Source organism: Vibrio sp. 2092, assembly GCF_033339635.1.
GTDB lineage: Bacteria > Pseudomonadota > Gammaproteobacteria > Enterobacterales > Vibrionaceae > Vibrio > Vibrio alginolyticus.
The window spans coordinates 23,288-37,649 of the sequence record NZ_JAWOUY010000002.1 but is presented as its reverse complement, the minus strand read 5'-3'; the positions used below and the strand labels follow the sequence as shown (position 1 = coordinate 37,649).

Sequence of the window (14,362 nt, the reverse complement as noted above, 5' to 3'; positions counted from 1 at the left end):
TGCAATAAGTCTGTATTTAGGGCAAAAAGTTCAAGGACAAATCAGCTAAACTTGATAACTTCATTCAGTTAGCGATAATCAGTGCCCTATTTCTCTTTGTTTGTTGAGTGAACAGGGAGCGCTCACTGGCAAAAGGATCGACTATATGACAGAGCAAGAATACTTTACCGTCCATCATAACCTCACCATCAACGTCGAAACGTTGAGTGCGGACTTTGCTTTGCCAGATGAAGAAACATTTGCCTCCGAAATTCCAGCACCATTTATTGTCGCCAGTGAATTTAGTCACTTAGATATGTTGGCAGACAACGCGCGTCTAGAGCTGAAAAACAAAGAGTTAAAGCATGTGATCAACTTGCTTGATACGCAAAACGCGAAACTTAACCTCTTGTTGAGCTTTATGCTTTCACAACAAGATGACGCCTCCATTCGATATCAAACGACGCAGTTTGGTGCTAGTCAACTCAGTTTCCGCTCAGATACAGCGTTAACTACTCAACAACTCGTTCGTGTTAAACTGTTCCTCGATCACCCTGCTGCGGCGATTTACTGTTACGCTCAAGTAGAAGAATGTGATGCTTCAGAGCAAGATTTCATTATCACGCTTAGATACAAGATGCTCCGAGAATCTGATCAAGATTTACTGATAAAGGCGGCACTGTATCAACAACAAAAACTTTTACGTCAGCGCTCGATGGAGCGAGATAAAAAATAATTCCTATGACAAAAGCAACGATTCTTTCCGTCACCAACCCTTCAGAGCGTGGCGACAAAAAACAGCTAGGTAATTTGCCGGGCGCAGCTCTACCTCTAGCCATTGCAGAGCTAGCCAAGCAGTATTCGAGTCACTCGCTACTCGTTGTGCCTGACCCGCAAATTGCTTTAAAGCTTCAGGCAGAGATTGAGCAATTCACCGACCAAACGGTAAGCCTGTTCCCCGACTGGGAAACGCTGCCTTACGATAACTTTTCTCCGCATCAAGAAATCATCTCTGAACGTATCGCACGCCTATACCAACTGCCAAGTCAACGTGATGGCATAACCATCGTCCCGGTCAGTACAGTATTGCAACGCCAATCGCCACGTGATTTTCTGTTGCAACACACTTTAATGGTAAAAACTGGTGATCGAATCTCGCTAGAGAAGTTACGTGTACAACTTGAAAATTCAGGCTACCGCCATGTAGATCAAGTATTTGGGCCAGGTGAATATGCAAGTCGTGGGTCTATTCTGGATCTCTTTCCTATGGGCAGCAATGACCCGTACCGCATCGACTTCTTTGATGATGAAATAGATACCATTCGCACGTTTGATCCAGAGAACCAACGCTCTATCGACGATATTCAGCAAATCCAATTGCTGCCTGCACATGAGTTCCCAACCACTAAAGAAGCGATTGAAGATTTCCGTACACGTTGGCGCACCCAGTTCGACGCACGCCGCGAGCCTGAATCAATCTACATGCAAGTGACCAAAGGCACGTGGCCCGCTGGTATTGAGTATTGGCAGCCGCTGTTTTTTGACCATACCGAGACTTTATTTGAATATTTGCCAGAAGACTCTCAAGTCATCACATATGGTGATATCGAATCTGCGGTCGATACTTTCTTAACCGATGTCGGATATCGATACGACCAGAAAAAAGTTGATCCGTTGCGTCCTCTTTTGACTCCTGAACAGCTTTGGTTGAAAAAAGACGAACTTTTCAGTCAACTAAAACAGCTCCCTATCGCTCAATTGAGCCTAGATAAAGTGGTTAAGCGTGCCGGTCGTCAAAACCTACCCGTACAATCGTTAGCCGAGCTTGGCGTTCAGCAACAAAATAAAGAGCCGCTCTCGCGCCTTCGTCAGTTTAGTGAGCAATTCAGCGGAAAAGTCGTTTTCTCGGTAGAGTCAGAAGGTCGTCGTGAAGCACTAACGGAGCTGTTGCAAGGCATCAAAGTTCGGCCAGTCGTACATGGCTCACTTTACCAAGCTCTAGACTCGGGAGATCGATTCAGCTTGATCTTAGGCGCAGCAGAGCATGGTTTCATTCACGAAGAGCTGAACTTCGCTCTGATCTGTGAAAGTGATCTACTCGGTGACCGTGTTATCCAGCGACGCCGCAAAGATAAAAAAGCCGTCAACAGTGACACCGTTATTCGCCACCTTGCGGAGTTAAAACCCGGTCAACCTGTGGTTCATATTGATCACGGTATTGGTCGCTACATCGGTTTACAAACACTTGAAGCCGGTGGCATGAAAACGGAATACGTCACCCTTGAGTATCAAAACGATGCCAAGCTCTACGTGCCAGTTTCATCACTGAATCTTATCAGCCGTTATTCTGGCGGCGCTGAAGAGAGTGCGCCACTGCATAAATTAGGTGGTGAAGCGTGGGCAAAAGCACGTCGTAAAGCGGCAGAAAAAGTGCGTGATGTCGCAGCAGAATTGCTGGATGTGTATGCTAAACGAGAATTAAAACCTGGCTTCAAATTTGAGCTAGATCGTGGGCAATACGCAACATTTAAAGCAACATTCCCGTTTGAAGAAACAGATGACCAAGCGATGGCCATCAATGCCGTATTGTCAGACATGTGCCAGGCAAAAGCGATGGATCGCTTAGTGTGTGGTGACGTGGGCTTTGGTAAAACGGAAGTCGCTATGCGCGCAGCATTTGTCGCAACGGATAACAGTAAACAGGTCGCCGTACTCGTACCAACAACCTTGCTTGCTCAGCAGCATTTCGAAAACTTCCGTGACCGTTTTGCCAACTTACCAATCCGAGTTGAAGTACTGTCTCGTTTTAAATCTGCCAAAGAACAAAAAGTCATTCTGCAAGACGTTGCCGATGGTAAAGTAGACATTGTCGTTGGTACGCATAAGCTGCTTTCGAGCGACATTAAATTCAAAGATTTAGGTTTGTTGATCGTTGATGAGGAACACCGCTTCGGGGTTCGTCAAAAAGAAAAAGTCAAAGCAATGCGTGCGGATGTGGACATTCTTACCCTCACCGCAACACCAATTCCACGCACACTGAATATGGCAATGAGTGGCATGCGAGACCTGTCGATCATCGCGACACCTCCTGCACGCCGTTTAGCCATTAAAACCTTTGTTCGACAAAAAGAAGAGCCAGTGGTCCGTGAAGCGGTACTGCGTGAAATTATGCGTGGTGGTCAGGTTTACTTCCTGCACAATCAGGTTGAAACCATTGAAAAAACGGCAGAAGACTTACAGAAACTCATCCCAGAGGCACGTATTACCGTGGCTCATGGTCAAATGCGCGAGCGCGAACTTGAGCGAATCATGAATGACTTCTACCATCAGCGCTTTAATGTGTTGGTGTGTACAACCATCATCGAAACCGGTATCGACGTACCAACGGCGAATACCATAATCATGGATCGTGCGGACAATCTTGGCTTGGCGCAGTTGCATCAATTACGTGGCCGTGTTGGACGTTCGCACCATCAAGCCTATGCTTACTTATTAACGCCACATCCAAAAGCCATGACCAAAGATGCCATCAAGCGTCTTGATGCGATTGCTTCACTGGAAGACTTAGGTGCTGGCTTTACGTTAGCAACCCACGATTTAGAAATCCGTGGTGCTGGTGAGCTGCTTGGTGATGAGCAAAGTGGGCAAATTCAATCCGTTGGTTTTACACTTTATATGGAAATGCTGGAACAAGCAGTGCAAGCATTAAAAGAAGGCAAGGAGCCGTCTTTGGATGAGCTGCTTCGTGAGCAAACTGAAGTGGAAATGCGAATCCCAGCGCTCTTACCAGATGGTTACATTCCGGATGTAAACACACGACTGTCGATGTACAAACGCATTGCGAGTGTCACAAGCAGTGATGAACTATCAGAGCTAAAAGTGGAACTGATTGATCGCTTTGGTTTGCTTCCAGACGCAACAAAGAACTTACTTGCCGTCTCAGAATTGAAAATTTCGGCTGGTAGTTTAAAAGCGAAAAAGATAGAAGCCCATGATAAAGGTGGATTTATCGAGTTTTACCCTGATGCTGACATAAATCCAGCGTATTTAGTTAAACTGCTGCAATCACAGCCGCAAAAATTTGCAATGGAAGGTCCAACTAAGTTCAAGTTTAGCGTACCATTGGTGGACCGACGTAAACGCATTCAGTTTGTTCAAGACTTACTGAATGATTTTAAACAGAATTTATTACCAACGAGCTAATAGTCGAATGAGAATACTGATCCCGTTATTGCTTCTATGTGTCTCAATGCCCTCTTGGGCACAGCGCCAATTTGATATTGAAGTGATCATTTTCAAGCGAGCAGTCGACGCTGAAAGCACAACAGAATCTTGGCCGAATCAACTGCCAAAAATCGATATGGAAAATGTCGGTAGCCTAGAGAGTGAATCCTACCGCCGCTCTAAAGGCGTGACACTTTTGCCAAGTTCTTCTTTCCGTCTCAACGCGCAAGAAGCGGCACTAAATAATCATGCCGGCTTTAAAGTGCTTAAACACGTAGCCTGGCGTCAAGGTGACCGAGGTAAATCTAGCGCCCCAATTTTCCGCATCGTTGGCGGGCGAGATTTCTCTGATTCTTATCAAGCAGATGGCCGCCCAATCAATGGCAATCAAACATTTTCCAGCGACGGTTACAGTGAAGAGACGGTCAATGGTCCTTTATATGAACTAGATGGTCGATTCCAAATATACGTACAGCATTACCTCTTCGCCGAAACAACACTAGATCTCCGCGAACCAAGTGTTAGAGAGGTGCGTTTTGAACCAACCTCAACTGAGCAATTGGCGGATGACTTAGGTGAAGTCGATGGTAACGTCCAAGTCGGTAACTTGGCAGAAATATCGCCGACAGTAACCGAAGAGAAATTCCTGAAGAGTTATCGAATGGATCAAAAACGTCGTATGCGTAGCAGCGAGACTCATTACCTAGATAACCCGTTGATGGGTATGATCATTCAAGTTCGTCGGGTTCGATAAGCGCGAGCGGTTCGACAAAGCGCAGCAAAGCTGCGCTTTGTTTTTATCTGCTATACCTCAATTATTCCTAACCAACGCAGAGCAAGGAAAATAGCTGCGTTCAAGTATAAATAGACAGCTTTCAATTTACTTACACTCAACATGGAAGTCGTATTAGTTCATGAGTCCAGACTTTGAAATCATTGCGCCCCGCTTAGCGCTCAAGCTCATCCCTGCTGAAGAAGCACATTCACTACAACGATTACTTGCAGAATCCCCTTCGCTGCACCAATGGCTTGACTGGTGTGATAAAAACGTCACATTGAAAACCGCGCAGGACTTTCTGTTGGCAACCCGTCTTAACTGGGTCAAAACTGAGGCTTTTGGTTTCGGTATCTATGAGCGGCAAAGTAACACTTTGGTTGGAATGGCAGCGGTTAATGAGTTATATCATACGTTTAATATGGCGAGTATTGGTTACTGGGTTGCCGACCGCTATCAACGGCAAGGCTATGCCCAAGAAGCCGTTAAAGCCTTAGCAGAATTCTGCTTCGCAAAGCTAAGTTTAACTCGACTAGAGATTGTTTGTGACCCCGACAACGAAGCTAGCCAAGCCTTAATTGAGTCCGTCGGTGCACAAAAAGAAGCCATCGCCAGAAACCGGTTTATTTTTCAGGGTAAGCCTAAAGATGGCGTTGTGTTCTCACTTTTACCGACAGATCTAACATAAACAAAAAGCCACCGACTTGTGGTGGCTTCTGCATTTTTTAAGATACAACACATCCACACAGAGTGGATTTAAAACCTTAGTGCAGCTTAAGGTTTGGACGCAGCACGCGATTAATGCGGCCGACGAGCATCATCAGACCGGTTTTGAATACACCGTGCAACGCCATTAGGTGCATGCGATACAATGAGATGTAAACGACACGAGCAATACGGCCTTCTACCATCATCGACCCTTTAGTTAGGTTCCCCATCAGACTACCAACGGTTGAGAAGCGACTTAGAGACACTAATGAACCGTGATCTTTATATACATAGTCTTTCAACTCGCGCCCGTTGATCTTCGCGACGATGTTACTAAATGCCTGGCTTGCCATTTGGTGTGCAGCTTGAGCGCGTGGCGGCACGAACGAACCGTCAGACTGGGTGCATTGTGCTAAGTCACCAATAACAAAGATGTCATCATCTCGTGTTGTCTGTAGTGTGTTTTTCACTACAAGCTGATTGATACGGTTCGTTTCTAAGCCAGCGATATCTTTAATAAAGTCTGGAGCTTTGATACCCGCAGCCCAAACCATGATTTGAGCTGGGATCTTCTCACCATCTTTTGTAGTAAGGCCATCTTTTTCAGCTTTAGTCACCATAGTGGCGGTGCGCACGTTTACGCCCAACTTCACCAACTCTTGATGAGCAGCAGAAGAAATACGTGGAGGTAACGCTGGTAAAATACGCTCACCTGCTTCAATCAGATTGACGTTCAACTTGCTAGAATCAAGATCACCGAAGCCATAAGTGCGCAGCTCTTTAACAGCATTATGTAACTCAGCTGATAGTTCAACGCCAGTTGCACCAGCACCAACAATCGCAATATCGACCGTACCGTTACCGTTTTTCGCGTGCAGCTTTAGGAACTCGTTGTTCATTTCTGTACGGAAACGGTGTGCTTGCTCAGGGCTGTCTAGGAAAATACAGTTTTCACGAACGCCAGGCGTGTTGAAGTCGTTTGATGTCGAGCCAATCGCCATCACTAGAATGTCGTATTCTAGCTCACGGCTTGGCATAAGAAGTTCACCGTGTTCGTCTTTAAGCTCACTTAAGATGATCACTTTACGTTCACGGTCGATGTCTTGAAGGCTACCCATTTGGAAGTCGAAGCTGTGGTTTTTTGCATGAGCTCGATAGCTCAGTGCATCTACTCCTTCGTCCAAAGAACCTGTAGCAACCTCATGCAATAATGGCTTCCACAAGTGGCTCGCTTTTCGATCGACTAGCGTAATTTGCGCACGGTTTTTGCGACCTAGAGTTCGACCAAGCTTAGTTGCCAACTCAAGACCACCTGCACCGCCGCCTACAACGATAATGCGTGTCACAATGATTTTCCTCTACAAAAATGAATATATGGGGTTCAGCTCGATGCATGACTCACAAATATTTGTGGCATCCATCCAACCGATGAATTCTTGGTTCTTAGAGGTGTCTCAATTACTTGGATTAAAAAACTGCCATTCACCTTGATTCTTTATCTATCAATGACTTGTCAGGGTTTGGCATGTTTATCTGGTACGCATACGACGCCAGAATTTTTTGGGCAAGTTTATTACTCGCTCTCAATTTTTTTTGATATTTATCAAATTATTTTAGTCCGGTTCATTATATAGAGACCAACTTTGAAGGCAACCAAAATCCGTGTAACGAGTACGGATTGACTACTTTTCGACTACTCTACAACAAGGTGTTCGTGCTACATAGGAGGGAAGTAAGAAAACGGTAAGGAGAACACAATATTCAAAGCGTTAAACCAAGAAAATGTGCCTTTCAAAGAGACAGTGGCTCGGCATACTCAAGAGAAGGAATCGCAGCAAAGCAGCCGATAAAAACGCCGCTTTACTGTCTACACTCAACATTAATAAGTATTTTTAAATACCTTTATCGCTTGTAAATGATGAGAGATTTTTTTGAACTTATGAGACTGAGTTTCATCCCAAATGATTTGATAGTGTTTTCCTAACTCAGCTGCCGTTTTCGAATTGTCATGCACTTCATCATCTTTAGAGAGAATCACTAAGCAGTGCGCTTGGTTTTTCGCTCGGAACTGATCAACACATTTTGTTGCGATATCTTCGTACTCTTCTGGGCGATCGATTCGACCAGCCATCGTTTTTTCTGGGTGCAAGTTCGGGTTGAACATCACTTGCTTGATACCGCATAGAAAACCAATTCGCTCAGACCAGTAACCACCTAAACCTACCCCACAGATTAACGGGTTTGGGTCATCAGATTGATCGATAACTTTAGACACTTCTTTTAACAAGTGTTGCATGTCGTGCTTTGGGTGAAGGGTGCTGTAATTGATAAAACGAACGTCTTCGTCGATAAATTGCAGTTGAAGAACTTTTTCGTGGTTACCCGGGCTTGTACTGTCAAAGCCGTGTAAGTAAATAATCATCTGTACCTCTCCCTGTGTGTATCTGGTACTTTTATTAAAACTACCACTATTTCCTTACTATTAAAGGGGAAAATATGACGAGTTCTCAAAACAGTGATCTTCCATACACAATGAGCCTTTCAACTCATACGCACTGTTTAAGTATTGTTCACCTCCCCACAATTTATAGGCAAGTAGATACCAGAGCATCGCCATCACCAAGGTTCTTGGTTGCCAAGCGTGTACACCTCTCAGCCAAAGAGACACATCTTCGATACCTCGAATTTGGCAATACTGCTTTACCGCTTCTTCCACAGGCGCATTCGCGACCTGAATAGTTAAGGTCAAATCAAGCCTAGGGTCAGCAATCCCGGCATACTCCCAATCAATGACTTTCACCCCATTCTCTCCTCGCACTAGGTTATAACACCCCAGATCGAAGTGACATAGGGCAAGCGGAACAGGTGCAACGTTCGGTTCCGTGCGCCACTTCATGTACAAAGCCTCAAACTCCGTACCCACATACTGACCATCAAGCTCAAGCCAATAATGATCGATGCGAGAAATATATGAAAATGGAACCAAAGGAATTGCGCTTATCGGATATTGATGAATCTTCGCAGCAATGGATAATAAATCGCTTAGTGCTAAGCCTGACTCCGTCAGTGCCTCTCCTTCTATCCATTCCACCAGCAACCCTTGCTCATGAATAAAAACTGGCTTGGGGCCAATTTCCAATGAAGAGACTGTATTCAGCACTTGATATTCACTGTGACGAGAAATTGAAAAAGCCTTGCAGACATGACTGGTCGGTCGCCAGATGTATGCAAGGCCTTGAGAAGATTCCAACCGCCAACAACGGTTGGTGAGCCCCCCGGTAACAGTTTGTACTTTTACCGGAGGCTCCGTAAAGAAGCCATCGAGAGCGTTAAGACTCGGATCTAACTGTTTTGCTTGTTGCCAAGAAAACCATGCCATTGATGACTTCTCCACCCTGTTCGATTAAAGACCGAATAGGCTCTTAGATTGCGCTTTACGAATTTCAGTTTCATCCGCCCACTCAATCAAACCTGTTTCTAGGTCCATTAGGCGCATGGTCATCTTGTAGTATACATCTTTATCGCTACCTGCATTTTTCACAATGCTAGATAGGTTGCCGTAAAGCATGTATTGAGCACCAACCATTTTACCAAATTGGATCGCTGTGCTTTGGTTAACAAGCTCATCCGTGTTTTGGAAGTTAAGTTGTTCACGCACAGACTCAACACGATCCATATCAACAAAGCGGAACTTACCTGAGTTCAACATCTTAGTAGAGATCGTGTCAGTAATGGATTCAGTGTCAATATGTTCACTGGTTTTGTTCTTAATTCGCTCAACAAAAACGATAGGACGTTGGTCACGAGTAATTGCTGCAACAGAGCCCGACATCATCATGCTATCCACCATTTCAGCCGCGATTTTTTGTAAATCTGTTGAGCCAAAATCGATAGTCGTGGTTTCTGTTGCTTGCGCATCGCCGTAAGAGACTTTGTTAGAACAGCCACCTAAAATGACGGCAAGACCTAAAAGAGCAATAATACTTTTTTTCATGAGAGTTCCTTAGTTTTTCAATACCAGCGCATCGTTAGCGCGGCAGCTTCGGCAGAGCCGTTAAGATTAATCGTCTTGTGCTTCTCTAATTTGCACACGGAATTTTGTGCCATTTGGATTCACAGTAACTTCAGATAACGTGACTTGCTCAAATCCTCGCACAATCATTTTTCGCCACGGACCAGGTTTGGTATTCACTTCTAAACCATTGTTGTCATACCAATAAAATCGGTAAAGAATATGCTGATCACCTTTGTAATTGCTACTCAGCAGCACGACTCCTCGTGGGCGATCATCAACGTAAGTGGTGGTGATGTTGTCAACTAATAAGCGACTACCTAAAACGTTATCATTAAAAAATACTTTTTGCGTTTGGCCATCAATTCGAATACCAGCCGTGTTTTCGGCGCATCCAACTAAACCAATAGCCATTGCTAAACAAACAAGCCATGCTTTCATTACAGTCTCCCTAGCTGTTTATGCCACACGGTTGAGTGTGCTCCCTGACGAGATACCCATACCAATGTAGTCTGCTGTGCAGGCACTTCAAACTGATAGGTTTGATCACCCAAGTTTAAACTTTGTGTTCCCGGTTTCACGATTTTTGAAGCCGTTTTCACTTGCGCTGGCAATGTTTGCCAACTTCTTGTATCTGGCTGTTCGGTCAATGTGTTCCATACATTGAAAAGTATGTTGCCCACATCATCGCCTTTTTTCGCCGCCTCTTTTCGGATTCGATCTTTTGCCCAAACACGAAGAGCTTGACGGATCACTATTGTAGTAAGACGTTCATTAAGATCGTTTTGCGCCATCGCATTAACATCAGTCAGCGTACTGGAAGGCAATACCTGACCATTTAAAACAACATCGCTAAAACGTTGAGCACCTCGGTTCTGATAATAAGGAAGCGCCAACGAATAAATCGCGCCATTATCGCGACTGTCGTAAATCGGTAAATCAATACGCCACCCTTTCATCGCCTCAACAACACCCTGCTCATCAATAACGATGACTCGCCCTTGTGACTGAGTTAATCCAGAAGGTGCTTTGCCATACCGCTTCTCTAGCATGCGCAAGTCTTCACGCATGCCCAGCTTCTTAGCAGCGTATAAGGTGCTTTCCACAACTTGCTTGTTGTCTGGCATTACAGCGAGTGCTCGTCGGTAATCAACATAAGCACTGTTTAAGTCTCGCGACGCTTCATATAACAAGCCAGAAAGATAGAACAGATAACCATTTTGTACCGCGCTTAGTTTTTTACCAGCATCAGGGTAGTTCGCTAACACACTGCCTAAATTGGCAGACATGCCTTGCTTGTTAAGGTCTTTCTCTGCTGCTTTTAGCTCTTTTTCACGCGCCTTTCTTGCTGCTTCCTGAACTTGATTAGCTCGACGCACTTCAACTAGTGCCCCTTCTAAATCGTTTTTCTGTAAGTAATTTAGTCCTAGATACAGGTGCAAAAAGCCAAGTTCGTAATCGGCGGGATGATAGTCTTGGAGATTGTCGTTCACTGCGAGAGAGCCGACGCTCGTTGCCGTGTCTGACACAGATATCGTCGCACGATCTTGTTGAACACGTACAGCACGATCGCTGCTTTCTAGCGCATTTAAACTTGTTGGGTAATCTTCAGCAAGAAAAGAGATACGACCTTTTTCAAAATTGCCAAGTATCTCGCCACCCACTTCACTTGATTGAAGTTGTTTTGCTTTGGCATATTCCCCTGCAACAACGGCTTGATAAACTTCTTGATTCTGGTTGCTGTAATGGCTAAACAGATTGCCCGCAGATAAATTCGCGCAGCCAGAGGCCATTAAAGCCCAACTCATCAGCCCTAACAGCTTTACACCTAGTTTCACATTTATCTCCACAAATGTGTCATTCGACAGGAAAAAGAAGTGGGTGAATCGCCACCCACTTTTAAAAGCTTAGCTCAATACCATTGGACCTAGAGGGCGGCCGCCTAGTAGGTGCATGTGAATATGGTAAACCTCTTGGCCACCATGTGGATTACAATTAACGATTAGGCGATAGCCGTCTTCAGCAATACCTTCTTCTTTCGCTAACTTTCTAGCAACAGTGAACAAACGCCCCATCATTGCTTCATCTTCAGCTTCTACATCATTCGTTGTTGGGATCAGTTTATTCGGAATAATGAGAATATGGCTTGGTGTGCGAGGGTTAATGTCGCGAAACGCAGTCACCAAATCATCTTGATAAAGGATATCGGCAGGGATTTCCTTGCGAATAATTTTACTAAAGATCGTTTCTTCCGCCATGAGGACTCCATTTTATAAACGTAATTAGACCCCAATTAGTATGCGCCAACCAAAAGCGGAGCTCAATAAAAACAGTGTTCACTTAACATTATTAATCAAATGCTAATTAACGAGGCTTTTTTTGTCGTGTGCGTCATAAAATGCGCGTCACAAACTGAATACAATCCAATGAATTTTTTTACTTTTTTAAGACAATTATTATTTTTATACCCAAGTAAACTCAAAAATGCTTGGGTAGCTTGTCTATTTTTGGGAGAGGAAACTCACTTATGCGAGGTTCAGTTATTAAAAGGATGTATGCCGGCTTTGCACTGATCATCATCCTATTTGCCGTCACAATTGCCATTATGATGGGAGGAATGAGTGATATTCACGGAAAATTTGGCACGGTATCTAAATCATCCCTACCGTTGGTATCGTTATCTAATCAAACCAGTGTTGAGCTGCTTTCTGCCGACAAATCATTTAAAGACTTCCTGACAACAGAGAATAAACAACGCATGGATGAAATGCGTCAGGAATTTGCTAGATCTCAACAGCGCTTCGAATCCACATTGGCTCAACTGAAAACCGCAAGCCAAATCTACCCTTCTCTTGCCGAACCGTTTTCACAGTTAAAAACGTTAGAGCAGAGCTATTTTACAGAAGCTCTAGAGGCCATGGACAACTACGAAGCAATGTTCGCGGCTCAAGAAGAAGTGCAAAAATCCTCACGCCGCTTCCAAAAACTGAATACCGAACTGTCGGTTGGTCTTAAAGAATATGTGGCAGATCAAACCAGCATTTCTGTCAAAGTCATGGCAAAGAGCTACTTTATCAAGTTAAAAGATGCCGAAGTAATTACCTCTGATGCCCTCGCCAGTTCCAACCCTGAGTTTGTTACGCAAGCCGTAGCTAAAAACCGCAAAGCAGTAACGCACTTGAATTACGCATTCCGCGGGTTGGTGACTCAACTTCCTGAGCTAGAAAAAGCATTTGGCGAATCTGTAGAGCAATTTACTCGCGACGTTGGTATGCGTGGCGGTGTGTTAGACCAACATAATAATTACCTCAATGCTCGCGCCGCTTTGTATAACAATATCGCCAACCTAGCAAATAAAGTGGATTCAACCATGGCGATTCTTGAGCAATTCACGACAACCGCAACAGATAAGCTCAATGAATCATTGGCAGATGCAGGTGACATATATTCGGCGGGTGTAACGAAAGCCATCATCATTGGCGTTATTGTCGTTTTACTCGCGACAGCGATTGGCTACCACATCGCACAAAGCGTTCGCGAACCGTTGACTCGTATTCTAAAAGTGTTAGAAGGCCTGACTGAAGGTGATATGACACAGCGTATCGATATTCGCTATAACAACGAATTCAGCCGTGTGAGTGGACACATTAACTCACTCGCCGACAACCTTCACGAGATCTTGGTGAAACTCAACGAAGCGTCAGAAAACCTATCGTCAACCGCGACAGCCAACGAACGCACCTCTTCGCAAGCACAAATTAAATTGAGCTCTCAACGCGAACAAACGGCAAACGTCGCTACCGCGATGACAGAAATGTCTCATTCAGTGCAGGAAGTCGCGCAAAGTGCGCAAGGCTCGCTAGAAATGGTGCAACGCGTCGAATCTGCCTCTGAAGAAGGCAGAAATGTTATGAGCAGTAACATCTCAACCATTAATCAACTAGAAACACGTTTGAACGAATCGGTCTCCGCAGTTTCTGAGCTACAAAAGATGAGTGGTCAAATTGGATCTATCCTTGATGTGATCCGCAACATTGCGGAGCAAACCAACCTACTGGCATTGAACGCGGCAATTGAAGCGGCTCGCGCTGGTGAACAAGGTCGCGGCTTCGCGGTAGTGGCAGATGAAGTACGAGTACTCGCATCAAGAACGACTCAATCAACCACTGAAATTGAATCTATGATCAGTAATCTGCAATCCAGCTCACAATCGGCAAACCAAGTCATACAAAGCTGTATGAGCGATATGGAGATGTCGGTTGAGCAAGCGTCAAAAGCGAACAGCTCAATGGAAGAGATCCAGGCGCTAATCATTGAGATCAGCCAAATGAGTACGCACATTTCACAAGCAGCAGCAGAGCAAAGTGAAACATCAACAGACATTGCTCGCAGCATTGAAGATATTAACAGCATCGCCGATGAAAGTTTCCAAGCCATGTCGAGTATCGCACAAACCAGTGAATCACTGACCCACTTGGCTCATCAGCAAAATGAATTGGTCCACCGCTTTAAGTTATAAATACTTTATAATTAAGAGCATTAATTAGTGCAATCAACTGTATAAGGGCGACTTTTTGTTAAGTCGCCCTTGTTTTTTGTCGGCCATGTCTACATATGATTAATAAGGCCAGCTCATCCCCTTGCACAACTCTTTTCGAGCGGCC

At 44.7% G+C, this 14,362-nt stretch carries 12 protein-coding genes; 5 read left to right on the top strand and 7 right to left on the bottom strand.

Annotated features, from left to right (window positions below):
- Positions 1–145: 145 nt before the first annotated feature.
- From R7P80_RS03930 to R7P80_RS03915, 4 genes are all read left to right on the top strand, one after another.
- Positions 146–715: a hypothetical protein gene (locus R7P80_RS03930; protein WP_017634743.1), complete on the top strand. Its 570-nt coding sequence runs from the start codon at positions 146–148 to the stop codon at positions 713–715.
- Positions 716–720: 5 nt separating this feature from the next.
- Positions 721–4,182, top strand: a complete 3,462-nt coding sequence (gene mfd / locus R7P80_RS03925; RefSeq protein WP_225491480.1) for a transcription-repair coupling factor — start codon at positions 721–723, stop codon at positions 4,180–4,182.
- Positions 4,183–4,189: 7 nt separating this feature from the next.
- Entirely contained in the window at positions 4,190–4,957 is a 768-nt protein-coding gene (locus R7P80_RS03920) for a peptidoglycan binding protein CsiV (protein WP_021707672.1), read from the top strand.
- Positions 4,958–5,117: 160 nt separating this feature from the next.
- A complete protein-coding gene (locus tag R7P80_RS03915) occupies positions 5,118–5,666 on the top strand; it encodes a GNAT family N-acetyltransferase (RefSeq protein WP_005387823.1) in 549 nt (182 codons plus the stop codon).
- A gap of 76 nt (positions 5,667–5,742) precedes the next feature.
- Here R7P80_RS03915 and R7P80_RS03910 read toward each other — a convergent pair whose 3' ends face one another.
- The 7 genes from R7P80_RS03910 to hinT form a co-directional block, all read right to left on the bottom strand.
- Positions 5,743–7,032, bottom strand: coding sequence for an NAD(P)/FAD-dependent oxidoreductase (locus tag R7P80_RS03910; protein WP_005378463.1), 1,290 nt, complete (start codon positions 7,030–7,032; stop codon positions 5,743–5,745).
- Positions 7,033–7,565: 533 nt separating this feature from the next.
- Positions 7,566–8,108: an alpha/beta hydrolase YcfP gene (gene ycfP, locus R7P80_RS03905; protein ID WP_206955014.1), complete on the bottom strand. Its 543-nt coding sequence runs from the start codon at positions 8,106–8,108 to the stop codon at positions 7,566–7,568.
- Between the two features lie 60 nt (positions 8,109–8,168).
- Entirely contained in the window at positions 8,169–9,065 is an 897-nt protein-coding gene (thiK, locus tag R7P80_RS03900) for a thiamine kinase (RefSeq protein WP_206955011.1), read from the bottom strand.
- 24 nt (positions 9,066–9,089) lie between these two features.
- Positions 9,090–9,680 (bottom strand): penicillin-binding protein activator LpoB, encoded by a 591-nt coding sequence (lpoB, locus tag R7P80_RS03895; protein ID WP_005378467.1) that lies wholly within the window; start codon positions 9,678–9,680, stop codon positions 9,090–9,092.
- Between the two features lie 66 nt (positions 9,681–9,746).
- On the bottom strand, positions 9,747–10,139 hold the full coding sequence (locus R7P80_RS03890) for a YcfL family protein (RefSeq protein ID WP_064353738.1): 393 nt from the start codon (positions 10,137–10,139) through the stop codon (positions 9,747–9,749).
- Positions 10,139–11,536: a COG3014 family protein gene (locus tag R7P80_RS03885; protein ID WP_025766940.1), complete on the bottom strand. Its 1,398-nt coding sequence runs from the start codon at positions 11,534–11,536 to the stop codon at positions 10,139–10,141. Before R7P80_RS03885 ends, R7P80_RS03890 begins: the two co-directional genes overlap by 1 nt.
- Before the next feature lie 69 nt (positions 11,537–11,605).
- On the bottom strand, positions 11,606–11,956 hold the full coding sequence (hinT, locus tag R7P80_RS03880) for a purine nucleoside phosphoramidase (protein WP_005378473.1): 351 nt from the start codon (positions 11,954–11,956) through the stop codon (positions 11,606–11,608).
- Positions 11,957–12,225: 269 nt separating this feature from the next.
- Between hinT and R7P80_RS03875 the strand changes: the two genes are divergently transcribed.
- Positions 12,226–14,217 carry a methyl-accepting chemotaxis protein gene (locus R7P80_RS03875; protein WP_206955010.1) on the top strand — a complete coding sequence of 664 codons (1,992 nt, stop codon included), beginning with the start codon at positions 12,226–12,228 and terminating at the stop codon, positions 14,215–14,217.
- Positions 14,218–14,362: the final 145 nt, after the last annotated feature.

What these genes read in the sequence shown, in the direction of transcription:
- R7P80_RS03930 (WP_017634743.1), top strand. Translation starts at nt 146, where the DNA reads ATGACAGAGCAAGAATACTTTACCGTCCATCATAACCTCACCATCAAC.
- mfd (WP_225491480.1), top strand. Translation starts at nt 721, where the DNA reads ATGACAAAAGCAACGATTCTTTCCGTCACCAACCCTTCAGAGCGTGGC.
- R7P80_RS03920 (WP_021707672.1), top strand. Translation starts at nt 4,190, where the DNA reads ATGAGAATACTGATCCCGTTATTGCTTCTATGTGTCTCAATGCCCTCT.
- R7P80_RS03915 (WP_005387823.1), top strand. Translation starts at nt 5,118, where the DNA reads ATGAGTCCAGACTTTGAAATCATTGCGCCCCGCTTAGCGCTCAAGCTC.
- ycfP (WP_206955014.1), bottom strand. Translation starts at nt 8,108, where the DNA reads ATGATTATTTACTTACACGGCTTTGACAGTACAAGCCCGGGTAACCAC.
- thiK (WP_206955011.1), bottom strand. Translation starts at nt 9,065, where the DNA reads ATGGCATGGTTTTCTTGGCAACAAGCAAAACAGTTAGATCCGAGTCTT.
- lpoB (WP_005378467.1), bottom strand. Translation starts at nt 9,680, where the DNA reads ATGAAAAAAAGTATTATTGCTCTTTTAGGTCTTGCCGTCATTTTAGGT.
- R7P80_RS03890 (WP_064353738.1), bottom strand. Translation starts at nt 10,139, where the DNA reads ATGAAAGCATGGCTTGTTTGTTTAGCAATGGCTATTGGTTTAGTTGGA.
- hinT (WP_005378473.1), bottom strand. Translation starts at nt 11,956, where the DNA reads ATGGCGGAAGAAACGATCTTTAGTAAAATTATTCGCAAGGAAATCCCT.
- R7P80_RS03875 (WP_206955010.1), top strand. Translation starts at nt 12,226, where the DNA reads ATGCGAGGTTCAGTTATTAAAAGGATGTATGCCGGCTTTGCACTGATC.